Origin of the sequence: Aliisedimentitalea scapharcae, from assembly GCF_045277565.1 — a bacterium.
GTDB lineage: Bacteria > Pseudomonadota > Alphaproteobacteria > Rhodobacterales > Rhodobacteraceae > Aliisedimentitalea > Aliisedimentitalea scapharcae.
Window position 1 is genome coordinate 884,970 of sequence record NZ_CP123584.1, and the last position, 24,646, is coordinate 909,615.

The window sequence follows — 24,646 nt, forward strand, 5'->3', positions numbered from 1 at the left end:
GACGAAACGGCAAGGACAACGGGTTCAGTTCTTTTTTGGGAGGGCATAATGGATGTTCCACTTTCAGACGACTGGTTCTGAAAACAGAATACCCCCACTTAAATGTTTGATGTTAATGTGTAAAAGTGTTGATTGAGGTCACAAAGGGAATGCGTAGCTATCCTTAAGTGGTAGACCTGTGACCCTTGGGCGATGCACAACCGACCCATAGAGCGCGACCAGCTTGTCTGCCTTGTTGTTCCACAGCCCGTCGCGCAGAACCTTGCGGCGCGCACCCTCGCCCAGCTGAATTCGAAGCGCGGGGTTTTCTGCCAAAGTACGCAGCGATTCTGCGATGTCCTGCGCGAACATATCTGGTGTTTTCACTGGAATTCGGATGCCCGTCGCATCATCAATGATCCACCCAGGTCCGCCCCGATTTGCGGTGACGGTGGGCAATCCGTGCCGCATGGCTTCATACAGCACGCCACCGGCAGGTTCGCGGAATGAAGGGAAACAAAAAACATCGTGAGAGGCATAGAGTGCCTCAACCTCACTGCGCGGGATCCTGCCAAGAAAACGTACACGGTCTGCAACACCCAAACGCGCCGCCTCGGCACGGCAAAGGTTGATTTCTTCGCCAGCCCCTGCGCTGGTCAACGTGATGCCTGGCATTTCCTTGAGCTGCCCCAGTGCCCGCACCGCATCGCGAAGGCCTTTGGTGCGCACCCCCCGTCCAACGTGCAATACGCGCAAATGCCCGGTTTTTATGGGGCGATGATGAACCGGTGCAACATCATCGATGCCCAGTTCCAGAACCGGTTCAAATCGTTGCAAAGGAATATCCCCCAGAACGTCCTGTACATACGGGGCCACCCCCAGAACACAGGCCGCGCGTTGATAGGTATCACGCAAGAAGGGGTCATATTTGAACCGCAGTCGATCCAACTGTCGTAAACGGGTAAAAACTGGCGCGCTGGCAGCTTCGGATCGAAAGCTCGCAGGCGTTTCCAAAGCCCCCCCGAGAGGACCTATCAGGTATGGTATGGCAAAGCGACGCAGCGGTGATGCATAACGCGCGGCCTGCGGCATCAATTGATGTGCCAGATCAAAATGCGCGCCCCTGTTCAACGCTGATCGAAGCCAATGCCCAACGCAGCGCGCAAAATACGGCCAGGCCGGTTTCAGCATGGCATTCAGCCGCTCGTGCTTGCGGACCCAGGCTGGTTCAGCCCAGGTCACGACCCGTGCCTTGGGCAGTTGCGTGGCCAGATCCGGTCGTCCGGGACGCTGGAACGCCAGAACCGTCAGATCCACCCGTTCGGACAATGCGTTGGCCCATTTAAAAGCCACGAATGCTTCGCCTACGTCGGTTGCGTCAATGTTGGGTGCGATCAACAGGATTTTCAAGAACGTACCTCCCGGTTTGCTGTTGGCCACGCCTTCGGCAGATCGCCGACCACCCGCAAAAAGTGTCGGGCACGTTGACGGGCCCCGGGCCTATCCAATACCCCCAGCGCTGCCCAGAAGACGGCGCGCGAGACATTGTGTGCCGCCAGCATCACAAAGCAAATCATGGCTGCCGCCAGGCCGCCATGTTTCAGATGCAACCGGGTTGTGCCCTCTGTCATGAGCACGTCACGCCGGTGGTTCAGTTTGTTGGCAGATCCGTTTCCGAAATGTGTAACCTCGGGAATGGGCGCAAACACCACGTCCCAACCTTCGTGCCGAAACCGCCGGCACCAATCGGTTTCTTCGCCGTAAAAGAAGAACGCTTCGTCCAACAGGCCAACATTTTGCACTGCCGACCTGCGCACGAACATCGCCGCCCCGGAAATCACGTCGACCTGACGTTCTTGGCACCGGTCCCATCCCGTCATCCGATACCCGTCAAATTGGCGAAACCGCGTCAGACCCGCCGTTTGCATTGCGAGGTTTCGCAAGCTGGGAAAGGCACTGCACGAGGGCTGGACGCTGCCGTCGGCGTTCAGAACCCGCGGCCCCATGATGCCCGCGTTGGGATGTGCATCCATCCATGCAACAGCGTTTTCCAAGACAGTCCCATGCACCAAAGTGTCGGTGTTCAACAGCATTACATAGCGCCCGCTCGCGCTTCGCAGTGCCGCGTTGTTGCCGCCCGCAAAGCCCATGTTCCGGCTGCTTTCGATCAGCTGCACCCATGGAAATTCGGTCCTCACCATCCGGGGCGAGCCGTCTGTCGAAGCATTGTCGACCACGAGAACCTCGGCGTGCAATTGTCCCAATCCCCGCTCTACTGTGCATAGGCAGTCGCGCAACAGGTCCTTGGTGTTCCAGTTTACGATGATAATCGACAGGTCCACGGGATTTCCCCCTTGTGAGTGGTCAAAACAGCCGTACCGGGCGGATGGCGTGCAAAAATGCGGGCGTTCGCCGCAGGGTGCGGCTCCGGGTGGGTGATGCGTCCAGCATCCAGGCACCTGTCCCGATCAGAAAGAAAAACAAAACAAACAGGGCGTTCCAAAGATGCACGGTGGCGGCAGCGACGCAAATGCCAAACAGCGTAAAGGCCCATGCGTGTCGCGCCCGCCGCCACGCGGGCGGGAAACCCTGCCTTTGACCCACAGCCCAGACGATCCCAAGCACCAGCCCGACCTGAAGAAAAAAAGCGGGCAGCCCATACCGCACGGCCGTCACCAGCCAAAAGTTATCTATGCTGTCAGACATCCAGACCGGGCGAACCCAGTCACCCAGCCCGATACCAAAAAGGGGATGGCGTGCGACTTCGGCGGACCCGTATTCAAAGACCAAGATCCGGTTGTAAGCGGACTGTTTGGAGAAGGTCAGATATTCGACGAACACGTGAAATGGTGTCCGGTTCGACAGAAGATCGATGGCCAGATAGGCGATTGCGAACAATGTAAACAACGCCGCCCACCGTCCCTGAACAGCGCCCAGAATCCGCTCCCATGCGCAGACAAACATCTGCACCATGAGCACCACATAAGGGCCGCCGGACGCTGACATGAACGTCGCCATCCCGACACCTGCAACCTTGGAAAAATTGCCGAATTTACCCAGCTGACGCTCGGCCAGAACGAAATAGGCCAGCGAAAAGGCGGACGCGCTGAACACGCCATAAAGGATCGGATGATCAAACGGACCAAAGGTGCGTTCGATCCCCATGCGTGGCTCGATATAGGCGGCCTTTGGCCCCCCGAAAGCGCTGGCAAGACTGTCGTGCAGAAAATGGATACCCGTCAGCGCCTCGGGCACGGTGAACACCAAGGTTGCCAGAACAAGCCCGACATAGACCCGCGCCATGGCCACAAAGTCTTCGCACGACCGGATGTAGAGCCGCCCCACCAAATAGGCCCCCGCGCATTCGACCACATAAATCCCGCCGGACTCGATCCCCTGCACAAGGCCACCCCATTTGATCAAGGCCAGCAATGCCCAGAAGCAATGGACCAGAACCAATGCGTCAAACAGGTGCAGGCGACCTCGCTGGTTGGTCAAAAGCTGAAACAGCATTGGCAGGAACAGGGCCAGCAAAACCAATCGACATGCCGACAATCGCAACCCGCCCAGGTTCAGGGACACCGCTGTTGGCAGCATCATTGCGAACAATAGGCAAACCACAGGCAAAGGTGTGCCCCAAATCGATCTGGATATCGAACGCACGCCAGCCAATGTTCAGACCTCCACCCTGCGCCACGTCAGGCCTGGGCTCTCGGCGTATGTCCAGCTGATCCAAGCCAATGGATAGGTGGCAAATACGCTGATGATGGCCAGCGCTTCGGGGGAAAGCCCCGGCAAAAGCGCGACGACAGTCTGTGCCACGGGCCAGCCATAGATGTACAGTCCGTAGGAGACGTCTTTCATTGGCGGAAAAATGGGGCAGCGCAGGGCGAAAATTACCAGGCCGCCTGCTACAACTCCGGTCACAATGGTCCAGGGGAGAACAAGTGCCAGCGTCATTCCAGCCAGCGCCAGAAACAGGTTCACCCTGATCCGATCCCGAAACACATATGCTGCCATCCCCCAACAGAACGCGGCAAACAGCGGCGCGAAAGTTGCAAGACGCCCCGGTAGAACATCATGACCCCACGCCAACGCAGTCGTCACAACGACCAAGGCGATGACCAAGGTGGTCCGACGTGTCCCACCTGCCAAAACAAACGCAGCGCAAAGCGCATAGGCGACCACCTCGTGAAAAAGGCTCCATAGCGGCCCGTTGACGACCTCGGGATACGGGTTCAGTGCAAAGGCACCCGCTATGCGGTGTTCAATTGAAACAAGGGTGATCGCCCGCAGATACCATTCGGTGAGCTGTTGTAAGTTCGTACTCGCGCCGCTGGCCAATGCAAGGCTTGCCGTCACTATCAGTGCCACCGCCAGCCCCGGAAAAATTCGGCATACCCTGGCTTGCCAAAATCGTGCAACGTCGTTGCGCTCAGCGCTCCCTGTGATGAGCAGGCCCGACAGAAAGAAGAACACGCCCACGGCCCACCCACCAAGCGAGCGCCCGGTCAGATACTCCAGCGGCTCTCCCGTTCCCGCACCCAGCGCAAGTGGCCATGCGTGGCTGACGATTACCGCAACCGCCAGCACGATGCGCAAGAGAGTCAGATTTTCACTGCTTGGGGATCGCAGCGCCCGTCCCAAAGTCATCGGATACGATCCGAGATCGAAACGACCCGCCAAAGCCGTTCTCTGACCACGCGCTTCCATGTGCCCAGCAGGGACTGGGCTTTTTGCCTGGTCGACAGTTTCATCCAAAACGGAAACAGCTTCTGGCCTTTGTCATTTGGCGTACTCATGCCAACCATCCGCATCGCCGCCCGGCGCCCCCAGACCGCGCCATTCGTCGCCAACAGGTTGGGTTGCGCGCGCGCTATCACGTCACGTTTCGCAGGGGCGGCAATCAACGCCCCCTCGCGGATCGCCGCCTCGACAATGCGCCGACCACGCGCCGTCCGCGCCACGATCAGCGAACGCCCGGCGTCGGTATCTCCGCCGGGTGGCGTGTGCCAGGGGTCGCCGACGGAAATATCTGCAAACGCACCGGTGTGATCGGCGCAAATCCGGCATCGCCAGCGACGGCTCGCTTGCAGGATTGTGCCCCAGCCTTCGCCATACGAAATACCATCGCTGGTGTGCTGTTCACCGCGCGGCGTTTTCCACTTGGCTTGCATAAGACCCGGCCAGCCGTTTCCGCGATACCTGAGGTCCGTGAGTGTGTGTTGTTTGGGAACTCCGAGACGTGTCAGCAACCGATCCGTTGCGGCCAGATTAGGTGCCCCAGCACAGAAGATCGCGATGGTCAGCGGAATGCGACCTGCCAGCTCTTGGTCCTGTGATACAGCCTTGTGAACCGACGCGACATCGCAGGGTTTCCCAACAAAGACCACCGGCTCCGGGCGCGTGGAAATCTCACTCAGCGCCTCGGCGGGACTGGCTTGTGCATATCGCGACCCGGCCCCGCGCAGCAGCCCGGCCCGATCCCGACTGATCACCGTTTCATTCAGGCGCGGGTCATCTTTTTGACCGACGATGTGGACGACACCTGCCGCCAGACCGGTTTCAACCGCATGTGTTGCCAGGGCCGTGACAGCACCACCAGAAGAGCCGCGATGCCGGATCTCGGGATCCTGGGCGCAGCCCTCCCAGACCGCCAGAACGGGGCCCCATGCCATATCGATACTGTCCTGGATCTCCAGTTGCCCCCAATCCGTTCCGATACCGGCGCAGCGTTTCACTGCCGCGTGCGATGCACGCACGCCTTCGGGAGATGGATCTACAACAGGGCGACGACCGTTTTCAGGGTCGTCCAACATTTTGATGAACTTGTCATTGCCGGTCGCGCAGGCGCCGCAGCCCGTGCACAGGTTGCGTTGAACGATGGAGGTGATTGGATCCGTGTTCATACCAGAACCTCGTGTGATGTTGTGGGACGCCGTGCTTCGGTTGCCAGGAAATACGCGCGCAATGTTGCCCCGGCTTCGCCCAGTGCCGCCGAAGCGGCAATCATGACCAATGGCCACCCTGCCGCCGCAAAAATTGTTGCCGGAATTAGTGCCAAAACCCGCACGATGTTGGCCCGTGCCGGATCCGCGGTGCGGCCAACCGCGATCGCCAATTGTGAATACGGGGTGCGCAGGATGCGAAATGCGCCGGCCATTGCGAGCGCCAAAGCCAGGCCTGGACCCGGGCGAAAATCACCGCCGTAAACCAGCGCGATGAGAGTTGGTGCAAAGGCTGTAAAGCCAACCACCATGCAAATCGCAATGGCGACATGTGCCGCTAGTGCTTGGGGCCAAATCCGCGCAAAGGTATCAGCCGCGAGCGCGTCCCGCAGTCGTGGCAAAACCAGGGAACCCGCTGCGCGGCCAACGATCTGGGCGGGCAGCATCGCCAGTTGAAGCGCGACGCCGTAAAGCGCCAGCACACTCCAGTCAAAGCTGTGCGCAACGATCAGGCGGTCCGCGTAAAAGGTCAGGAACATCAATCCCGCATTCAGGATCAAGGGCGCACCAAAGGTCCAGGCCCGGCGTAGGAAACGGAAACAAAAACGAACTTGATAAACCCGCGTTGCCACCAAGTGGGACAGCACCGAAAACGCCATTGCATGCGCGATCAGGACGGCGGCCATCGCCCGGTGATCTTCGTAAATCCAGAGAGCCGGAACAAGGCAGAGAACCATCACAACCGTCGCGCCGCATTCGACATATGCCATACGCGCATAAGAAAACCACCGTTCCGTGCGCCTGAAGTCAAGATGCACCAGACCGCGAAACACCGGGATAATCGCCAGCGTTGCATAGGTGCCCGCGTCGGGACCGTCGGGAAAGGCAGCTGCCAGCAGCGATGCCAAAGCCAACAAGACTGCTCCGCCAATCAGACCACGTAAAACCGCAACACCGTGCAAGGCAGATTGAAACTGATACCCATCTCCGTCCGGGGCCTGCAGGATCAGGCGATCCACACCAACGTCGCTGATCATTTCGACCAGTCGAACAGTCAGTACCAGCATCATGGCGCGTCCCAGCTCGTCCGCTCCAATCGCCCAAGCAAAGGCGACCGAGCGCACCAGCGCAGCCGCCTCTGCCGCGATTGGCACGGCCCACGCCAGGGATCGGCCGGTCAACGACACGCGCTGCATTGGCTCAGACCCCGGACTGGGCTGCGATGCAGTCCATCTCGCGTGTGGCACGCGCGTGAATGCTTCCAAGCCGCATCGAGAGCTGTTCCCGGACCACGTGGCGACCAGCAAACGAGGCCACGGCACGGTCGGCCAAGGCACCGGGTGTCAAGCGCCGCAGGTCGGCGACATTTTGGCCTATGCCGCACTCGTCAAAAACACCTTGCGCCTTGTCGGTGTAGCCGAGACTTAACGTCGGCACGCCGGATGAAAACGCACCGATACTTGCGTGCATCCGTGCACCGGCGAACCAGTCCAATTGCGCCAGAACCCATTTCAGCTCCATCGCGTTCAGGCGTTCTTCGACGATACGCACCCGTCCCGTGGCAAGAGGTCCCAGCCTTTGAACCAGCATGCGGGCAGCGGCGAGATCGCTTTCCATCTCTGTTTCCGGCTTGTGGACATGCGATATCAAGAGAAGCCGCGGATTAGGGTCACTGTTCAACAAGGCCCGCGCGAGGGTTTCGACCTGATCGCTGTGCGAAGCTGCAAGGCCAAACGCAGTGCGCGCATTTTCGACGTCATGGCACAAGAGACCCGACACGTTCAGCCCTGCGAGGGGAAAGGACCGTGTTGGGGTCAGCCAAGCCCACAGATCTTGCGCCAGTTTGGCAGGCTTGCTTGCGGGCAAAGTCACGGCGACATCAACACCAAGCTTGTGTTTTGACGGATCAAAATCCGCACCCAGTTGGGTTTGAAGATACTCAAAGCTTTGCGCATCCCTGACCCAAACGGCCGTGGACCGGCGCAGGATTTCCGCGGCCTGCTTGGCCAATTTTGGCGATTGAAACGGCCCCAGCTTCTGGGGCAGCAGGATCAACGGAACGCCTGCATCCAGCGCCATCTTTTTGGTCAGGACCATCGCTTCAAAGCGTTTGGGGCCGTAAATATCCGTAAAGCTGTCGCCGCCCGAAATATCCAGCACTGCGCGTGCGCGCGAAACCGCCCGGGCCGAGGCGCTGAAACCGCCACCTGAACGCACCAATGCATGTGCAGTGCGAAGGCTATCCCCACGCCAGAACCGCCGATTGTGCGTCAAACCCACGAGATCAACCGATGCGTAGCCCCAATCAGCGCGCCGCCGACCACGCCCGTGATCGGCAACGGTCACAGATGTTGCGCCTCTTTGCGTCAAACCGGATACGACCGAATGGCACAGGGCGCTCACACCTTGGTTTCCGGTGTCTGGGGCCGCGTTCAATAACGTAATCATAATAGACCTCACTCTCTTAAACTGGTTTTACCGGGTTCTTTCAGGGCGAGGGTGCGCGCATAGGCCGAAAGCAGATTGCGAAAGCACAGCACGCGCTATCCAAAAGTATGGCGGGCAGATGCAACAGGGGCAATTTTGCCCGACTTCAAAGGAAAACGATGTTGGCGGTTTCCAATTCTTGAGCCGTCACGCCCAAAAACAGCACACTGTTTTCGGCATCAAACGTCAGGCGAACGCTCTGGCTTTCTTCAGAGAAGGAAAGCGAATCCGCCTGAATGCCAATGAAATGGAGGATGTCCTCGGAAACGTCAAAGGCGCGGATTTCGTCGTGTCCATGATTTGCGCTGAACTCAAAAGTATCAGCCCCTGAATCACCGCAGATAAGGTCGTCTCCGGCCCCGCCGGACAAGACGTCGTCACCGTCACCCCCGGCAAGGGTGTCGTTGCCTGCGCCACCTGCCAGGATATCGTTGCCGCTGCGCCCCAACAGCTTGTCCACACCGGCACCGCCGGAGATCTCGTCGTGGCCTGTCCCCCCATCAAGGTGATCGTTGCCGGCGTTCCCGGCCAAGACGTTGTTGTTGGAATTGCCGGTTATCCGGTTCGCGCCGTCATTCCCAGTTCCATGGAAATCACCTGAGCCAAGCAGAACCAGATCTTCGACGTTGGCGGAAAGTGAAAAACTCGCGAATGCATGAACAACGTCGTGGCCTTCGTCGGCGTATTCGATAATCGTGTCCAAGGCGTCGGTCACCTTGTAGGTGTCGTCACCAAGCCCACCATAAGCTGTATCCGCCCCCGCATTCCCGGAAAGCAGGTCACGGCCATCGCCCCCATACATCACGTCATCGCCATCACCGGGGCAAAGGACGTCGTTTCCGTCGCCACCAAATGCGGTATCGTTGCCCTGACCACCGTGCAGTTTGTCATTTCCGGAGCCGCCGTAAAGCATATCCGCACCGTCGCCACCATGCAGCTTGTCGTGGTCGCCGCCGCCGTACAGGGTATCGTCGCCATCACCGCCTATCATGTTGTCATTGCCTGACAAACCGCGCAGGAGATTGTCGTTTTGATTGCCGACGATCATATTCCGGGCCGCATTTCCCGTCCCATTTGTTGCGTCTGACCCTTTGGCCAGCCACAGATGCTCCAGCCCGTCACCCAGGACAAAATCCACTTTGGACTTTACGGTATCGGTTCCGTCTCCCCCCTGTTCCGAGACCTGATCCCCAATGCTATCTACAAAGTAGATGTCATTTCCCGTGCCGCCGAACATCCGGTCATGTCCTGCGCCACCGTCCAAAACATCGCGGCCAGCCTCACCATAGATAAGGTCATCTCCTGCCGCTGCGCGAATAAAGTCATTCCCTTCACCGCCATAGATGTCATCATTTCCCGATCTGGCAAAGATCTTGTCGTTTCCCCCATACCCAAGGATCACATCATCCAGCCCATCCGGCCCGTCGATATGGGTGCCGTCAGCATCGACAAACCCCACCATATGGTCATTTCCGGCCGTGCCCTGCACCGGCGACGTTTGTATCGTCAGCGTTGCGGTATCCGTGATCCCGCTCTGGTTCACGATGCTATACGTCAGTTCGGCTGAAACATCTCTGGGCGTGCTGCCCGGCGTCACCGACACCTGGCCATTGCCGAGGTATGTCACGACCTCACCGTTCGCCAGAACCACCTCGTCCCCAATCTCGACAACCTGACCATTCAGATGCGTCAATGTCAGGGTCTCACCCTGTGACACATCATCATTGGCCAGCAAATCTATGGTGACGCCATCGCCTTTTGCGGCAAGTTGAACCAGATCGTCTTCGGCAACGGCCACGGACAGGACGGGTGCGCGAAGCAGCACGGTAGAAGAGCTGTCGATCCCCAGAAATGGGTCGACGCCACGGGTATCCATTGCGCCATCGTTGCTGCTGACGCGCGGCGCGTCAGCAAGCAGCTGCAAATAAAGACCCCCATCATCGCCGGTGACAACGCGATAGAACCCGCCGGAGGCAGGTGTTGAACTGTCCAGATCGTGATCGGTGTTGTTGGCACCGATATAGACGTTGCCGTCCCCGTCGACGATTGTGGCACCAAATGCGCCGGTTGGAATACCGGGGCGCATTTCGCCGTCAACAAGTGTGCCCGAAATCGTCTGTGTCGTAACGGACGGCACGCTGCCCACGGCCACTTCGGTGACATCGATGGCCACCAGCAGGCCGGGTTCCCCAAGAGCCCCGGAATGAGCCACCCCATAAAAAGTCTGGGTAGGAGCATGGAATGCCAGGTCGGCCAGACCGCTAGTCGCAAATCCGATTGATGGCAAATCGATCTGCTGATGCGGCAGGGACCCGTCCGTGTTTGCACCTGAAAGGTCATAGACCACGGCCCGGCTTAGGTTGCCGCTAAAAGTCCAGAGGTTTCCCTGATCATCAAGATCGCCGATATAGGAGCCCATGACGTCATCCGAGACCACATAGGTCGCCCCCCTTGCATCAATTGCGACAACGTCGTTTCGCGCAATGGCGGCACCGGCCGCATCAACACCGTTCGATCTTGCAATCCCGTAAATCAGGTTGTCTTCGGTGGAAAAGCCGATGGCGTTCACATTCACCGCGGCGGGGGTTTCCGCCTGGGTATAACTGTTGGTCTCCAAATCGAATTTTACGAGTTGCCCATTCAGGACCTGATACACGAAATTCTGCCCCGGTGCGAAGGCGTCCACTGTCACGTCTGCACCCATGAAAGTCATGACCACAGAGTAACTGGGCACCACACCGGATGTGTCGATGGTGTCAGGTCCGCTTTGCGAACTGCTGGAGATATGGAAGGAGAGTTCGGCCGTACCGCCCGTCCCGGTCAAGTCAAAGACATAGGTCTGGAAAATACCCCCTGTGTGCACAAATTCACCGACGTTCAGGCCACCGAAAAAGACGTCAACGGTAACGCTTTCCACGTCTGCCGAAAGGTTGGCCGCCAGATTGAATTCAAGCTCGTATGGAACGCCAGCGACAGTTTCGACTGATGTTGACAATGTGGCGACTCCGTCGTCTCCAGTTCCGCCAACCCAATGATCTGAAACGGCATACTGGTCAAAGGTCAGCCGCTCTTCCACGTCTTGTAACAAATTATCCATCGTCGAACGCTTTCTCTAATACGGTACATACGCTGTGGTCGGGCGAATAGGACATCGCCCCTCACACATCCAAGCCGCCTTAGGCTGCCCGCATTACGAACAGCGCGCACCGGCGCAAACGGTCCATGGCTGGTAAATTTGGACTCTCGGTGCTTTCAAATTTGAAGCGGGATGCGCCTTTTGATTAGGAAGGACGATCTTTGGAAGCTCTTGTTTTCAATCAGTCGAGTATTTTCTTACTGAAAGTGAACCAGTCTACGTGCGCCGATGCAGTAGCGAAACGCTATGCTAATTGGTCGATTCCAGGACGATCGAGCTATGCAAGGTTTCAATTCTGAGACGAACACTCTTCAAAGTGGCGACCGCTGCCCAAAGCACGACAGCGCAACTTTTAAAAATCCACTCGGCTGCAGATATTGCCCATGAGATCCCGCGCCGTCATTTCGTCTGGGAGGGGGCCACCTTCAGATCCGAGTAGACAGGAACAAGGCGCTGAATTGCGTGCACGATTTTGAAGGTGAGCGGTGAGCCGTCATTCACCGCTACCGCGAAGAGGGTTTGCTCCCGAAGTTGGTGCGAATGGGTTCTGTCATCTGAGTTTCATCTGGCTGACATCTTGCGTTTACCATGAGTCAATAGTGGGGCCGAGACGAGTGGATCGATCCATTCGGAACTTCTCTCAGACTTTCACCTGAAGGTATCAAAATGAAAAAGTCTCTCCTGCTTTCGGCAGCCGTTGCACTGTTGGGTTCTGCAGCCTCCGCCGAAACGCTGCGTATTCCACATGAATTGGGGTATGGCGGATCTGAGTCGATCGACCCGATTTCGCCTCAGCGTTTTTACGAGGCTATCCAGAACGTATATTCGCGTTTGGTACGTCAGGGCGATGATGGTCACCCTTCTGCCGATCTGGCGCTGAGCTGGGAGCCAACACCAGACGCCAAAGAGTGGACCTTTAAACTGCGCCCCGATGTGACGTTCCATAATGGCAACGCTTTTACAGCCGAAGACGTGGCATTTTCTCTGATGCGCACCCAGTCTGAGACGATCGACAGCCCCACCAAAGGCGTGATGGAGGTCATCGACCACGTTGAGGTCATCGACGCGCTGACCGCCAAAGTGGTTCTGAAACAAACCCACGCCGATTTCCCGCTGTTGGTCATGGATTACCGGATCAAGATGCTGGACGCCGAGACCTGTGGCAATGATCTGGATGCATTGTGCGAAAGCGGTATCGGCACTGGTCCCTATGCGATGGTGAGCTATGATCCGCTGGGCACAACGACGCTGAAGCGTTTTGACAACTACTATGGCGGCACTGTTGGTACCGAGAACATGGAACTGATCGCGATTGCAGATCAGGATGCCCGTGTTGCGGCGCTGCAAGCGGGGCAGATTGACTTTATCTACGCATTGTCGGCCGAACAGGTTCCGCTGTTTGCAAACAACCCGAATTTCACGGTTCAATCTGTTCCGACCGGCCGTTGGGTTGGGCTGGTGATGAACACCCAAGAAGCGCCGTTCGACGATCCACGTGTCCGCAAGGCGATTCGCATGACCGCTGATCGCGATGCTTTGGGCAAACTGGTTTATGGCAAGGGTGGCTATATCACATCTTGTGACCATCCTGTCTGGTCTGGCGACCAGTACCGCGCCGAAATCGAATGCGCCCGCGACATCGAAGGCGCCAAAGCGTTGCTGGCCGAAGCCGGGTATGCCGATGGTCTGACCGTTGAGCTGTTCGTGTCGGATATTTCCGAAGGGGCCGTGAAGATGGCCGAGGTTTTGCAAAACCAGGCCAAAGACGCCGGTATCATCATCGAACTGGTCCCCGCTCCGTCAGATGGATACTGGGGCGATGTCTGGATGAAAGAGCCATTCTTTGCCACAGGCTGGTCCCAGCGCCCAACCGATCAGATCCTCAATGAGGCCTATCGGTCAACCGCAACCTGGAACGAGACCGGGTGGAACAGTGCCGAGTTTGACGCCAAGCTGGACGCCGCGCGCGGCGAGCTGGATTTTGACAAGCGCAAGGCGCTGTATGGTGAGCTGCAGAACGAACTGTGGGAAACCGGCGGATCCTTCATCCCTGTCCACTTGAACACTGTGCGGGCCTTTAGTGCCAAACTGTCGGGCATCCAGCCGGTCGAAGACTTCTCGATCCGGTACGAAGACGTTGTGAAATCGGCGTCCGGTTCCTGATCGGGATCAGCATTTCCGACATACTTCCCTGCGTGGCCTGCTTTGCAAAAAACAGGCCACGTTGGCTTTTCAATATCCTGAACAGGGCCTGCTCATGCCAACCCTCATTCTGCGCCGCTTTGGTTTTGCGGCGTTCACCGTTGCATTTGTCTCGATCATCATGTTTCTCGCCGTCGAGGCGCTGCCCGGCAACGTGTGTACCTCTTTCCTGCAACGGTTCGCACAGGGCCCCCGGTTAGAGCGCTGTATTGAACAACAGGGCCTGAACCGCCCGGCTGTGGTGCGCTATGGCGAATGGGTGGCAGGGGCCGCACAGGGGGATTTCGGCTATTCCCTGAAGAAACGCAAACCCATCAACGAGCTGATCTGGGAGCGGTTCCGCAATACAGCCTTGTTGGGCGGATTTGCCGCGCTGCTGGCGATTCCGCTGGCGATCATATTGGGGATTGCTGCAGGGGTCCGACGCGATAGACCGCTGGATCTATCGTTGTCTGGGGCTGCAATGCTGGCAATGACAGTTCCCGAATTCGTGACCGCGACCGCTCTGATCTATGTTTTTGCCATCACGCTACAATGGTTTCCGGCTGTAACCATCATCTCGCCCGGGGCGGGTTTGATGCAGATGCTGCCCAATATCGTGCTGCCCGTGATCGTTCTGAGCGCGGTTTTGATCGCCCATATCATGCGGATGATGCGGGCCAGCGTGATTGATGTGATGACCAGCGACTACGTGCAGATGGCGCGTTTGAAAGGGGTGCCTGAACGCCAAATCATCTGGAAACACGTTGTCCCGAACGCGATGATCCCGGCCCTAAATGTGATTGCTCTGACCATCGCCTGGTTGTTGGTCGGAGTCGTGGTGGTCGAAAAAGTCTTTAATTACCCCGGCCTTGGTACCTTGATGATCCAGGCCATTTTCGACCGCGATTTGCCAATGGTGCAGGCCATCGCACTGATTTTTTCGGTTATTTACGTGGGTGTGAACCTGCTGGCTGATCTTGCCGCGGTGGCCTTGGATCCCCGTTTGCGCCGCAAAGGACATTGATATGCTGAGCCTCATTCAAAACGTGGCCGCGCGCCCGTCGGGGGCCATTGGCCTGATCCTGACCCTGTTTCATGTGGGTATGGCGCTGTTGGCACCTGTTCTGGCCCCGTATGGTCCCACCATGCAGGATGCGGATGCAATTCTGTTGGCCCCTTCAACGGCCCATTGGATGGGCACCGATACGCTGGGCCGGGATGTGTTTTCCCGTGTGATCTATGGTGGGCGACTCGCGATTTCCGTGACCTTTGCGGCGGCTGTCATTGCAACGCTCTGGGGCGGGTTCGCCGGTATCTTTTTTGGCACCGTTGGCGGGCGCGTAGATGAATACTCGATGCGGATTGTCGATGCATTTTTGTCGATGCCATGGCTGCTGTTTTTGTTGCTGATCATCTCGATTGGTGGCGCAGGGCCGGTGACCATCATCCCGACACTGGGGTTCTTCTATGGCGTTGCGGTTTTGCGCGTGGTGCGCGGGGCGGCGATGCAAGTGGCGGCGCGGGATTTTGTCACCGCGGCCAAGGCGCGGGGCGAAAAACTGTGGCCCATTATCACCCGCGAGATGTTCCCGAACTTGTCCGACATCCTGCTGGTCGAGGGAGCAATGCGGTGGAGCTGGATGTTGCTGGCGTTCTCGTCCCTGTCGTTTCTGGGATTTGGCGCCACGCCGCCCACGCCTGATTGGGGGCTGATGGTTGCACAGGAACGCGGACTTTTGTCGACGGCTCCGTGGGGGGTGTTCTGGCCCTGCCTGGCCCTGTCGTCGTTGATAATCGGGATCAATCTGCTGGCTGATGCTGTTGGCAAGGCGCTGGGCCTTGACCGTGCAACCGCCAATGCTGTGTGAGGGATGTGATATGACAAAATCATTGATCCAAATCGAGGATCTGTCGCTGGGGTTCGTTGCCAAAGGCGGTCGCGAAGCCCCCATTCTACGCGGTGTGTCGCTGGAACTGGCAGCTGGGGAAACCCTTGGGATTGTGGGGGAAAGCGGATCGGGGAAGTCGACTGTGGCGCTGGCGATGATGGGGTATCTGAAACCCGGCCTGTCCGTGTTTCGCGGTCGTGCCGTGTTTGACGGCCATGATATGTTTGCCCTGCCAGAAAAAGAGCGTGCCAAATTGCGCGGCGGAGCGATCGCGTTGATCCCACAAAACGCAGGACAGGCGCTGACGCCAACGCTGAAGATTGGTCAGCAAATTGACGAGGCCCTGAGGCTGCATTCCGATCTGGACGCAACGGGACGCGCAGACCGCGTGGTTGAATTGCTGGCCCGTGTGCGCCTGCCCAGCCCCGCAGATATGGCGCGGCGGTACCCGCACGAATTGTCCGGTGGGCAACAACAGCGCGCGGCCGTTGCCATGGCGCTGGCGGGCAATGCCAAGGCGTTGTTGCTGGACGAGCCGACCACGGGATTGGACGTGACAACCCAGGCGCATATCCTCGAATTTCTACGCACATTGGCCCAAGAGATGGGCGTGGCGATGATTTACGTCAGTCACGACATGGGCGTGATTGCCCGCGTCGCGGATCGTGTCGCGGTGATGTATGCGGGGCAATTGGCTGAAGAAGGGCCCACGCGTGATGTTTTGCGCGCGCCAAAGCATCCTTACACGCGCGGTCTGCTGGCCTCGATCCCCCGATTGGGTGATCCCGGAATTCCTGCCTCAATGCCGGGCACACCGCCTGCAGTTGGATCCGCATTGACGCAATGTGCCTTTGCAGACCGCTGTGCGTTGGTGCGTGATGATTGCCGGCAACGCGTGCCGGATCTGCAAAAGATGGGGTCGTCTCAGGCCCGCTGTCTGCATTCCGACAAACCAGATTGGCCACGTCCGCAGACCCACCGGGAACCAGATGTGCAAGACGCGTCAGCGTTGCAGCTTCGGGATGTAGCGATCAGCTACAGCAAGCCAGGTCTGCTGGATCGGGTATTCAAACGCCCACATAAAACGCCGACCGTCGAGCGCGTGGATTTTGTCCTCAAAAAGGGCGAAACCCTTGGGTTAGTTGGTGAAAGTGGTTCTGGTAAATCCACCATCCTGCGCGCAATCGCCGGTCTGGTCGGGACCCAGGCGGGATCGGTGACGCTGGGCGATGACCAGGATCTGACGTCATCAGTCTCCAAAAGAGATCGCGAAACTCTGCGGCGGGTTCAGATGATTTTCCAGAACGCGGATGCATCCTTGAACCCACGCCAGACCATTGGGGAAATCCTTGGGGCGCCGTTGCGGTTGTACCACGGCGTAAAAGGGTCAGAGGCGCAGGCACGGACCAAATCGCTTCTGGAAGCCGTACGCCTGCCGGCACGGTATATATCACGGTTTCCCGGACAATTGTCCGGGGGCGAAAAACAGCGTGTTGGTGTGGCCCGGGCCTTTGCTGCCAATCCAGAGGTAACCCTGTGTGACGAAGTGACCTCGGCTCTGGATGTGTCGGTACAGGCTGCTGCATTGGCGCTGTTGACCCGATTGCAAAAAGAAAACGGATCCTCCTACATTTTTGTCAGCCATGATCTGGCGGTGGTGCGGGCCGTGTCGGATCGGGTGGCTGTGCTGTATCAGGGACGGATCTGTGAAATTGGCCCCGCTGCCGACGTCTATGCTCCCCCCTACCATCCCTATACGCAAACGCTGATGGGCGCTGTGCTAGAGCCCGATCCAGATGCAGCGCCTGCGTTGCTGGCAGATGACGTGACTGAAAAATCTCCTCCGGCGACGGGTTGCCCGTTCAAACGGCGGTGTCCACGCCATGTTGGATCAATCTGTGACACCACCGTGCCGCCCCGGCGCGAGATGACGGCTGGGCATGTGATCCACTGCCATTTGGAAACACGAGACCTGATGCCTCAACCCGATGTGCCAGACCGCACACATGTTTTGGCGCAGCCCGAGCCGGTATGCGGATAGCGTAAGAAGAAGATTGATGATTATTTTTGACTTTGACGGCGTGCTTGCGGATTCACTGACCACTTGTCTGGCTGCTTGCACCAAAGCCGCACATGCCCAAGGCGTGGATCTGAAACTGACAAGGGACGCCTTTGCCACACTGGATCCGTTGACCTTCGAGGCGCTGGCCGAGCGACACAACCTTGAACCGGTACAATTTGCACAGGACGTCGCGCAAACAGTATCTGGCTGTGCGCAGCCGTCGCCGTTATTTGGCGGGGTTGCGCAATCGTTGACCACCCTGGCCAAGGATCACGATCTTGCTGTGGTCAGTGCCAGCCACAGTGATGTCATCCGCACGGTCCTTGCGACACAGGGATTGGACCTCCTGATGTTTCGTATCATTGGCGGCGATACACCCGGCCAGAAGTCCGAGAAGATCTCTGGGCTAATCGCGCTGCGATCAGATGGTCCGCATATCATGGTTGGCGATGCGAGCAGCGATATTCAAGCGGCGCGTACCGCCGGCATTAGTGTCATAGCGGTTGCTTGGGGTTGGCAGACGCCAGAGCATCTAAGGTCCTTTGCGCCTGATGCAATGGCTGAAACTCCGGCGGAACTCTGTCGGGTGTGTTTGGAACTCTTGAACCCGCAAGGGGAACAATCATGAAATTCATACATTTGACGGATCTGCATATCTGTGTGGGCGCGCAGGAAAAGCCCCTTGCCCGTGCTGTCGAACAGACCCGCGCGGCGATCGCAGAAATCAACCGAATGCATAGCGATGCCGAGCTGTGTGTCATAACCGGCGACATTGTCGCCGACCCTGACCCGGCGGCATACCGTCTGGCCGAAGAGCTCCTTTCAACGCTGCGGATGCCGACCTATTGCCTGCTGGGCAATCACGACGACAGGGACATGGCCGGTCATGCGCTGTCGACCGTTTCCATGGACGAAAACGGGTTTCTCCAAAGCGCAATTCGCACGTCCCAAGGTCTGTTCCTGACGTTGGACACCAAAGCAGGCTTCGGCCACGGTGGAGAGCTGTGCATGCGTCGCTTGGACTGGATTGCCGATCGGCTTGCGTCCAATCCCGGTCCGGTATGGGTGTTCATGCACCATGCGCCTTTTGCGACAGGCTTGGCGGCTATGGATACAATCGGGTTGGAGGCAAAAAGCGCAGAGGCTCTTGGGCAACTCATTGACGCTCACGGAAACATCCAGCATCTGTTCTTTGGGCATTATCACAGGCCCATGTCCGGGGTTTGGCGGGGGGTCCCATTCTCGTCGCACAGATCGATGATGTTGCAATGCGCGTTGAATTTATCTGAAATTGACCTTGTTTCCGCGATTTACGAAGAACCTCAATTCGCCGTTGTTCTGGCCCACAAAGATCGGACAATTGTGCATTACCACGACTTTGCGGCAGCGGTGGAGGGCGCAAACATGGGACCAGCTTCTGGGTAGTTCCGTACAGCAGATCTGCCACTGCTCAGAAAATTGCACAGTTCATTTTTCCGACGATTCTACGTAAGTCTTTAGGCACAACTGGCTGGGCATGATACCGCCCTTTGCGGTTGGCCATGTTTGCTTTGCTTGTCATGGCAAACCCGCTTGAAACCAGAGTTGTTACCTCGAAACGGGCAAAGAGCCTGTGATGCAAGGGAATTATTTTGTTTCAGCGGGTCAGGGAGGATGAAGGTGAGAGGCTGGACAACGACCCAAGCGGGGCTCGTTACGGCTGCTTCCTTCCGGATCTGACCGGGTTGGCGAGGCGCTTACCCGCGCCAACCTCTCACCGGTGGATATAGTGCGGGCAGGCGGGCTTGGCAAGTCCTGGAAATCCGGCTCAGAGCGTCAGGATCAGGGACAGAAACCCGTCACCGGTGATCCCTTCAACCACGACGTCCTGGCTGTCCAGTTCGGACAGATATTTCTGAGCACCCGGCCCGGTCAGAACACGGGCACGCGCGCGGGCATTGAGAGAAGGAAAAAATCGCCACCCCTTTTCGGTTGCCTTCAGCCTGTCCCGATGGGGGGCTGCGGCGATATGTGCGCGAATGACGTCCGACAACGCGAGATTTGGCAATGGCAGAATGCGCATGTTCCCCAAGATGGGAAAGCAGCCTCCACCGGCCAATCTGTAACTGTTGGTTGCGACAACGAACTCCTGGTCCGCCGAAATGGGCCGACCGTTCCATGTGATGTCACGCACGCGGCGGGCGTCTGATGCGCAAACGCCGCCATCTGCGGCGAATCGAGCCGGCTTGGACAAATCAATGGCATAGGACAGCCCGTGGAGAACGTCGAAATTGTGCCCGGCCCGTTGGTTGCACAGCAGATCAATAGGGGGCATCTCTTCGGCGGCTGCTGTGGCCGGGATTTGGTTGAATACACTGGCCGACATTTCGAGCCAATCCATAACAACCTGCCCGGAAACAACAACCGCTTTGAGCTGGTTGGGATAGACGTGCAGGTCCGCAACATTTCTCAGCCGCATTGGACCTGGGGAAATATCGGTGAAATTATCAGGTCCGGCACGTCCCCCGAATTTCCCCGGTGCAACGGCCGACAGCAACGGCAGCGCGGCTTCGGGTTTCCCTGCCAAGGTCTTTTGCACAGCAGCAGACTGAGCAGTGGCAACCAGTGCCATCGCCCTGTCGGATGCAAAGAAAGTGAAATATGAATGCAGGGAGGCATCGGTTTGCCCGACCGGCTCCTGCATCCGGGCCTTGGTGGCGGTATGGGCTGGGGCCAACGTTTGGGTCAATGCGTTGTCTTCAGGGGCAACATAAACCAACTCTCCCTGCTTGGATCGACGCAGAATTGGGCGTAAACTCGCCTGCGACTGGTCTATTGCCCAGCCCGTATTGGCAGCCCAGGTCAGATCCAGGTCGATTATGCCAAGATGTGACCCACCAACGCCAGGCAAAACCGTGGCCGCCGCCCCGGGAGCCATGTCATCTCCGGATGCGCTGAACGGCAAATGGGTGTGCCCGCCAATCACGACATCGACGCTGCCGGACTGTGCCAAAGGGTGGACAATATTCTCCATTCCGGTGTCCGCAGTTTTTGGGCCAAGCCCGCTGTGAGCCAGCGCAATCACGACATCGCAGCCAGCATCGCGCAGTTCGAGAGATACCTGTCGGGCAGTGTCGAGCATGTCGTGAAACGCGACTTTGCCAGCGATCAGATGGGCGTCCCATTGCAGGGTCTGCGGTGGCAACACTGACAGCACACCGATTCGGACAGAGCGGGAACTCCCTGTCGTGGAGGGAACCGCGCGCTCCAGAATGAACGACCTGTGAACCGGCAGGGGGGGAGCCGTTGCGAAAAGTTCGAGATTCGAGGCCACAACCGGACAAGGTGCGTCTCTGAGAATTCGATCCAGAGTTTCCAAACCGAAATTAAAGTCATGATTGCCCAGCCCGATAGCATCGTAATTCAAACTTCGCATGGCCTGCATCAGCGGGTGCGGGCGGGTGCCAAGAGAAATTGCCAGATCCCCCATCGGCGTCCCTTGCATTCCGTCTCCGTTGTCGAACAACAGGCATTGACCACCCCGTTCGGCGGTTTCGGCGCGGGCCTCGCGGATCAAAGATGCGGTGCGGGTCAAACCAACGGCGGGGTTAGAACGGTCTGCATAATAATCAAACCCGCACAAGTTCATATGCAGATCGGTTGTCGAAAGTATGCGGAGCCTGGCTGAGGATCGGGATGTGATCGGTGCGCGCTGGGCCTGTGCGTTCTTGCTGGGCATCCTGTTCCGGTTTTTTGTTTTTCTTGCTGTCGGGGTTTCGGACGAATAACGCGAAAAGAACTCTTAAGTCGCAAGGTTTAACCGTCAGACCGGATCGGTAATGATGCGCGTCCTGCGGCGGTCTACCTGTGATTGCCATACGTTGGCTCTTGCAACTTGGACATTGGCAACCGATGTTCCTCCACGCAAGCGGCGTAGACGTAAAACCGGGAACTGTAACATGAAAACAGCAGAGCAAGTCACCTTTGGTGGTGCAGGTTTGGACCGGGCCGCCCATTTGCGGGAACAGCCGGAGATGCTTGCCAGCATGTTGGCCGAGGGAAATGCGCAATGCCTGATCCTGTGGCGCGGCAAGATACTGGTGCGCGGAGAACGGCTGGACCGTTTGGCACCGCTTGCGGCACATCACGACATTGTCGTGAATGGTCCGGCGGGACCTGTTTCATCGCCGCTTTTTCTGGGGATTGCCGCCGATGGTCTGCCCTGGTTTGTGCGCGATATTTCTGCCTGGGCACCAGGCGATCTGGAGACCGCCGCACTGGACAGTTTTCTGGACCAAAGCGAACAACAGCATCCCGATCTTCCGACAGGCCATGTTTTCGCTGAATTGCGGCGGATCATGACCCGCCTGTCTGCGGAGGAGGCCGAATTGGCCGCAACGGCCAAGGCAATTTTGGGTTGGCATCATACGCACAAGTTCTGCGCAAAATGTGGCGAACCCAGCGAGAGCACCATGGCAGGCTGGCAACGTATCTGTCCCAGCTGCGGGGGCGCACATTTCCCGCGCACAGACCCCGTTGTCATCATGTTGATCACACATGGCAACAAGGTTTTGATGGGCCGGTCGCCGGGTTGGCCGGAAGGGATGTACTCCCTATTGGCTGGTTTTGTAGAGCCAGGCGAAACGCTCGAGGCGGCAGTTCGGCGCGAGGTTTTCGAGGAAGCAGGTGTGCAAGTCGGGGCCGTGACTTATCTGGCAAGCCAACCTTGGCCCTTCCCTGCATCATTGATGTTTGGTTGTGCTGGGGAGGCATTGAGTTCCGATCTCAACATCGACCCGGTGGAAATTGAAGATGCGCTGTGGGTGACTCGCGAAGAAATGATGACGGCCTTTGCGGGAGAGCATCCCGTACTGTTGCCTGCGCGGAAAGGTGCAATTGCACATTTCCTGTTGCAGAACTGGCTTGCGGATACGCTGGATTGAGGGGACAATCGCGTCAAACAAGAGGCGCAGTCAAACCATGGAATTCATCAGCAAGGAAGATATCGAAGCTCCGATCGGTGATGTGTTTGCCGCATTGAGCGAATTCGAAACTTTTGAGCGTCAGGCGATTCGTCGTGGCGTGGAATTGCAACGGCAGGGGGATCTGCACCACCCCGTTCCCGGATTGTCGTGGGACGCTGAATTCACGATGCGGGGAAAGCTACGCAAGATACGGGTGCTTTTGACCGAATATGAGCCGGACACGTCTATTCAGCTGGAAGGCGAAGGATCGGGCCTGAAGGGTCATTTTGATCTGGACCTGATGGCGCTGTCGCCAAAACGTACGCGCATGACCGTGACCCTGACGGTGGATGCCAAAAGCCTGTCTGCACGCCTGTTTCTGCAATCGCTGAAACTGGCGCGCGGGAATTTGACAAAGCGGTTCAAGTTGAAAGTGGCCGACTATGCCAAAACGATGGAAGACCGGTTAAGTCGTCTGGCTTGAAACGGGCCAATTGGTTTTATTTGCGTCAGGATAGCCTGGGATCAATCGCGGGCTTGATGCACAGGATAAACCCCCAGGATTTCGACATTCGTCGTGAAATACCCCAGTTCATCCATAGCCAGCTGCACATTGTGATCGTCGGGATGGCCTTCGATTTCCGCATAGAACTGGGTCGCGGTAAAGGAGCCATCGACCATATAGCTTTCCAGCTTTGTCATGTTGACGCCATTGGTCGCAAACCCACCCATTGCCTTGTACAGGGCAGCGGGAATGTTGCGGACCTGAAAGACAAAGCTTGTAACCATGCCGCGATCACCACGCCGGGAATGGTCGGCTTTTGGGGACATGACCAGAAAGCGAGTGGTATTGTTGTCCTCATCTTCGATATGACGGGCCAGAACACTCAACCCATAGATTTCTCCAGCCAGCTCACTGGCCAGAGCAGCGGAATGGATGTCGCCCGCTTCGGCCACTTCGCGTGCTGCGCGGGCATTGTCCGGGCTGACCCGTCCACGAATTCCGTGATGGCGCAGGAACCCGGCGCATTGTGGCAACAGGACCAGATGGGAATGAGCTTCGCGAACATCTTGAATCGTCGCACCCGGAACAGCCAGCAGGTTGATGTGGACCCGGACAAATTCTTCGTCGATGATATGCAGCCCGCTCTGGGGCAAAAGCCGATGAATATCGGCGACGCGCCCGTAGGTTGTGTTTTCAACCGGTAGCATCGCCAGATCAGCATTGCCTTCCTTGACCGCGTGAATCACATCCTCGAACGTGCGGCAGGGCAAGGCCTCCATATTGGGCCGCGCCTTGGCGCAGGCTTCGTGACTATAGGCTCCGGGTTCCCCCTGAAAGGCGATACGATTGGTCATTTGCCGCTTTTCCCTGCAAAATTGTTACACCGGGCGTTTGGTCGCGCTGTCTATACCTTGCCTAAGCCAAGGGGAAGCCTTAGACACTCCCGCAAACAGATCTAATGGAACAGCGATCACGATGGACACGATGACCCTTACCAAAGCCGCTGCAGCTCTTTGTGGCGCGTTGCTGGTGCTCCTGCTGGGCAAATGGGCCGCAGAGGGGCTGTATCACATGGAGAGCCACGGTGAGGCTGCCTATGTGATCGAAGTCGAAGAGACAGCCAGTTCTGAAGAAGTTGAAGAAGTTTCGTTCGACGAACTTTATGCGCAGGCCGATGTTGGCAAAGGTGCCAAGGTCTTCAAGAAATGCGGTGCCTGCCACAAGGTCGAAGACGGCGTGAATGCCACTGGACCGTCTCTGTACGGTGTTGTGGGCCGGACCATGGGTGGCTTGGACGGCTTTGGCTATTCCGGCACCATGGCGGGCATGAGCGACGGCACTTGGACCCCCGAAGAGCTGGATGCCTTCCTGACCAAACCGTCGGCCTATGCAGCAGGTACCTCGATGAGCTTCTCGGGCCTCAAGAAGCAAAAGGACCGGGTGAACCTGATTGCTTATCTGGATAGCCTGGACGACTGATCCGGTTTCTTGTGAATGCTAAAAAAGCCACGGC

Annotated in this window: 19 protein-coding genes and 1 other RNA gene; 9 read left to right on the forward strand and 11 right to left on the reverse strand. The window is 57.8% G+C overall.

The window, feature by feature from the left end:
- Positions 1-138: 138 nt before the first annotated feature.
- From QEZ52_RS04135 to QEZ52_RS04170, 8 genes are all read right to left on the reverse strand, one after another.
- Positions 139-1,389 carry a glycosyltransferase family 4 protein gene (locus QEZ52_RS04135; protein WP_406648184.1) on the reverse strand — a complete coding sequence of 417 codons (1,251 nt, stop codon included), beginning with the start codon at positions 1,387-1,389 and terminating at the stop codon, positions 139-141.
- A complete protein-coding gene (locus QEZ52_RS04140; RefSeq protein ID WP_406648185.1) occupies positions 1,386-2,321 on the reverse strand; it encodes a glycosyltransferase family 2 protein in 936 nt (311 codons plus the stop codon). The genes QEZ52_RS04135 and QEZ52_RS04140 overlap by 4 nt, the downstream gene beginning before the upstream one ends.
- A 22-nt stretch (positions 2,322-2,343) precedes the next feature.
- Positions 2,344-3,579 carry a hypothetical protein gene (locus QEZ52_RS04145; RefSeq protein WP_406648186.1) on the reverse strand — a complete coding sequence of 412 codons (1,236 nt, stop codon included), beginning with the start codon at positions 3,577-3,579 and terminating at the stop codon, positions 2,344-2,346.
- A 75-nt stretch (positions 3,580-3,654) separates the two neighbouring features.
- The gene (locus QEZ52_RS04150; RefSeq protein ID WP_406648187.1) at positions 3,655-4,632 is read right to left on the reverse strand and encodes an acyltransferase family protein; all 978 of its coding nucleotides are present in this window, start codon (positions 4,630-4,632) and stop codon (positions 3,655-3,657) included.
- On the reverse strand, positions 4,629-5,888 hold the full coding sequence (locus QEZ52_RS04155) for a Coenzyme F420 hydrogenase/dehydrogenase, beta subunit C-terminal domain (RefSeq protein ID WP_406648188.1): 1,260 nt from the start codon (positions 5,886-5,888) through the stop codon (positions 4,629-4,631). Before QEZ52_RS04155 ends, QEZ52_RS04150 begins: the two co-directional genes overlap by 4 nt.
- Positions 5,885-7,123, reverse strand: a complete 1,239-nt coding sequence (locus QEZ52_RS04160; protein WP_406648189.1) for a lipopolysaccharide biosynthesis protein — start codon at positions 7,121-7,123, stop codon at positions 5,885-5,887. The genes QEZ52_RS04155 and QEZ52_RS04160 overlap by 4 nt, the downstream gene beginning before the upstream one ends.
- Before the next feature lie 4 nt (positions 7,124-7,127).
- Positions 7,128-8,375: a polysaccharide pyruvyl transferase family protein gene (locus QEZ52_RS04165; RefSeq protein ID WP_406648190.1), complete on the reverse strand. Its 1,248-nt coding sequence runs from the start codon at positions 8,373-8,375 to the stop codon at positions 7,128-7,130.
- A gap of 145 nt (positions 8,376-8,520) precedes the next feature.
- Positions 8,521-11,511: a calcium-binding protein gene (locus tag QEZ52_RS04170; protein WP_406648191.1), complete on the reverse strand. Its 2,991-nt coding sequence runs from the start codon at positions 11,509-11,511 to the stop codon at positions 8,521-8,523.
- Between the two features lie 705 nt (positions 11,512-12,216).
- Between QEZ52_RS04170 and QEZ52_RS04175 the strand changes: the two genes are divergently transcribed.
- From QEZ52_RS04175 to QEZ52_RS04200, 6 genes are all read left to right on the forward strand, one after another.
- Positions 12,217-13,713, forward strand: coding sequence for an ABC transporter substrate-binding protein (locus QEZ52_RS04175; RefSeq protein ID WP_406648192.1), 1,497 nt, complete (start codon positions 12,217-12,219; stop codon positions 13,711-13,713).
- A 94-nt stretch (positions 13,714-13,807) separates the two neighbouring features.
- On the forward strand, positions 13,808-14,758 hold the full coding sequence (locus tag QEZ52_RS04180) for an ABC transporter permease (RefSeq protein WP_406648193.1): 951 nt from the start codon (positions 13,808-13,810) through the stop codon (positions 14,756-14,758).
- A gap of 1 nt (position 14,759) precedes the next feature.
- A complete protein-coding gene (locus QEZ52_RS04185; RefSeq protein WP_406648194.1) occupies positions 14,760-15,602 on the forward strand; it encodes an ABC transporter permease in 843 nt (280 codons plus the stop codon).
- Positions 15,603-15,612: 10 nt separating this feature from the next.
- The gene (locus tag QEZ52_RS04190) at positions 15,613-17,664 is read left to right on the forward strand and encodes a dipeptide ABC transporter ATP-binding protein (RefSeq protein ID WP_406648195.1); all 2,052 of its coding nucleotides are present in this window, start codon (positions 15,613-15,615) and stop codon (positions 17,662-17,664) included.
- Positions 17,665-17,680: 16 nt separating this feature from the next.
- A complete protein-coding gene (locus tag QEZ52_RS04195; protein ID WP_406648196.1) occupies positions 17,681-18,313 on the forward strand; it encodes an HAD family hydrolase in 633 nt (210 codons plus the stop codon).
- Positions 18,310-19,110, forward strand: a complete 801-nt coding sequence (locus tag QEZ52_RS04200) for a metallophosphoesterase (protein WP_406648197.1) — start codon at positions 18,310-18,312, stop codon at positions 19,108-19,110. The genes QEZ52_RS04195 and QEZ52_RS04200 overlap by 4 nt, the downstream gene beginning before the upstream one ends.
- Positions 19,111-19,342: 232 nt before the next feature.
- Here the strand turns inward: QEZ52_RS04200 and ffs are convergent.
- Both ffs and QEZ52_RS04210 read right to left on the reverse strand, forming a co-directional pair.
- Positions 19,343-19,441: signal recognition particle sRNA small type (gene ffs, locus QEZ52_RS04205), an RNA gene on the reverse strand.
- 51 nt (positions 19,442-19,492) lie between these two features.
- Positions 19,493-21,403: a bifunctional 2',3'-cyclic-nucleotide 2'-phosphodiesterase/3'-nucleotidase gene (locus tag QEZ52_RS04210; protein ID WP_406648198.1), complete on the reverse strand. Its 1,911-nt coding sequence runs from the start codon at positions 21,401-21,403 to the stop codon at positions 19,493-19,495.
- A 220-nt stretch (positions 21,404-21,623) separates the two neighbouring features.
- Here QEZ52_RS04210 and nudC point away from each other — a divergent pair, with 220 nt between their 5' ends.
- Together nudC and QEZ52_RS04220 are read left to right on the forward strand one after the other, a co-directional pair.
- Complete coding sequence (gene nudC, locus QEZ52_RS04215; protein ID WP_406648199.1) at positions 21,624-22,607, forward strand: NAD(+) diphosphatase; 984 nt, start codon at positions 21,624-21,626, stop codon at positions 22,605-22,607.
- Positions 22,608-22,644: 37 nt separating this feature from the next.
- Positions 22,645-23,112: an SRPBCC family protein gene (locus QEZ52_RS04220; protein WP_406648200.1), complete on the forward strand. Its 468-nt coding sequence runs from the start codon at positions 22,645-22,647 to the stop codon at positions 23,110-23,112.
- A gap of 41 nt (positions 23,113-23,153) precedes the next feature.
- On the opposite strand, the gene QEZ52_RS04225 is transcribed toward QEZ52_RS04220, so the two are convergent.
- Complete coding sequence (locus QEZ52_RS04225; protein ID WP_406648202.1) at positions 23,154-23,987, reverse strand: prephenate dehydratase; 834 nt, start codon at positions 23,985-23,987, stop codon at positions 23,154-23,156.
- 121 nt (positions 23,988-24,108) lie between these two features.
- Here QEZ52_RS04225 and QEZ52_RS04230 point away from each other — a divergent pair, with 121 nt between their 5' ends.
- Entirely contained in the window at positions 24,109-24,612 is a 504-nt protein-coding gene (locus QEZ52_RS04230) for a cytochrome c family protein (protein ID WP_406648204.1), read from the forward strand.
- Positions 24,613-24,646: the final 34 nt, after the last annotated feature.

Coding starts and splice junctions, on each gene's coding strand:
- QEZ52_RS04165 (WP_406648190.1), bottom strand. CDS start 8,375: ATGATTACGTTATTGAACGCGGCCCCAGACACCGGAAACCAAGGTGTG.
- QEZ52_RS04230 (WP_406648204.1), top strand. CDS start 24,109: ATGGACACGATGACCCTTACCAAAGCCGCTGCAGCTCTTTGTGGCGCG.
- QEZ52_RS04145 (WP_406648186.1), bottom strand. CDS start 3,579: ATGATGCTGCCAACAGCGGTGTCCCTGAACCTGGGCGGGTTGCGATTG.
- QEZ52_RS04210 (WP_406648198.1), bottom strand. CDS start 21,403: ATGCCCAGCAAGAACGCACAGGCCCAGCGCGCACCGATCACATCCCGA.
- QEZ52_RS04160 (WP_406648189.1), bottom strand. CDS start 7,123: ATGCAGCGCGTGTCGTTGACCGGCCGATCCCTGGCGTGGGCCGTGCCA.
- QEZ52_RS04190 (WP_406648195.1), top strand. CDS start 15,613: ATGACAAAATCATTGATCCAAATCGAGGATCTGTCGCTGGGGTTCGTT.
- QEZ52_RS04225 (WP_406648202.1), bottom strand. CDS start 23,987: ATGACCAATCGTATCGCCTTTCAGGGGGAACCCGGAGCCTATAGTCAC.
- QEZ52_RS04200 (WP_406648197.1), top strand. CDS start 18,310: ATGAAATTCATACATTTGACGGATCTGCATATCTGTGTGGGCGCGCAG.
- QEZ52_RS04175 (WP_406648192.1), top strand. CDS start 12,217: ATGAAAAAGTCTCTCCTGCTTTCGGCAGCCGTTGCACTGTTGGGTTCT.
- QEZ52_RS04185 (WP_406648194.1), top strand. CDS start 14,760: ATGCTGAGCCTCATTCAAAACGTGGCCGCGCGCCCGTCGGGGGCCATT.
- QEZ52_RS04170 (WP_406648191.1), bottom strand. CDS start 11,511: ATGGATAATTTGTTACAAGACGTGGAAGAGCGGCTGACCTTTGACCAG.
- QEZ52_RS04180 (WP_406648193.1), top strand. CDS start 13,808: ATGCCAACCCTCATTCTGCGCCGCTTTGGTTTTGCGGCGTTCACCGTT.
- QEZ52_RS04150 (WP_406648187.1), bottom strand. CDS start 4,632: ATGACTTTGGGACGGGCGCTGCGATCCCCAAGCAGTGAAAATCTGACT.
- QEZ52_RS04155 (WP_406648188.1), bottom strand. CDS start 5,888: ATGAACACGGATCCAATCACCTCCATCGTTCAACGCAACCTGTGCACG.
- QEZ52_RS04195 (WP_406648196.1), top strand. CDS start 17,681: ATGATTATTTTTGACTTTGACGGCGTGCTTGCGGATTCACTGACCACT.
- QEZ52_RS04220 (WP_406648200.1), top strand. CDS start 22,645: ATGGAATTCATCAGCAAGGAAGATATCGAAGCTCCGATCGGTGATGTG.
- nudC (WP_406648199.1), top strand. CDS start 21,624: ATGAAAACAGCAGAGCAAGTCACCTTTGGTGGTGCAGGTTTGGACCGG.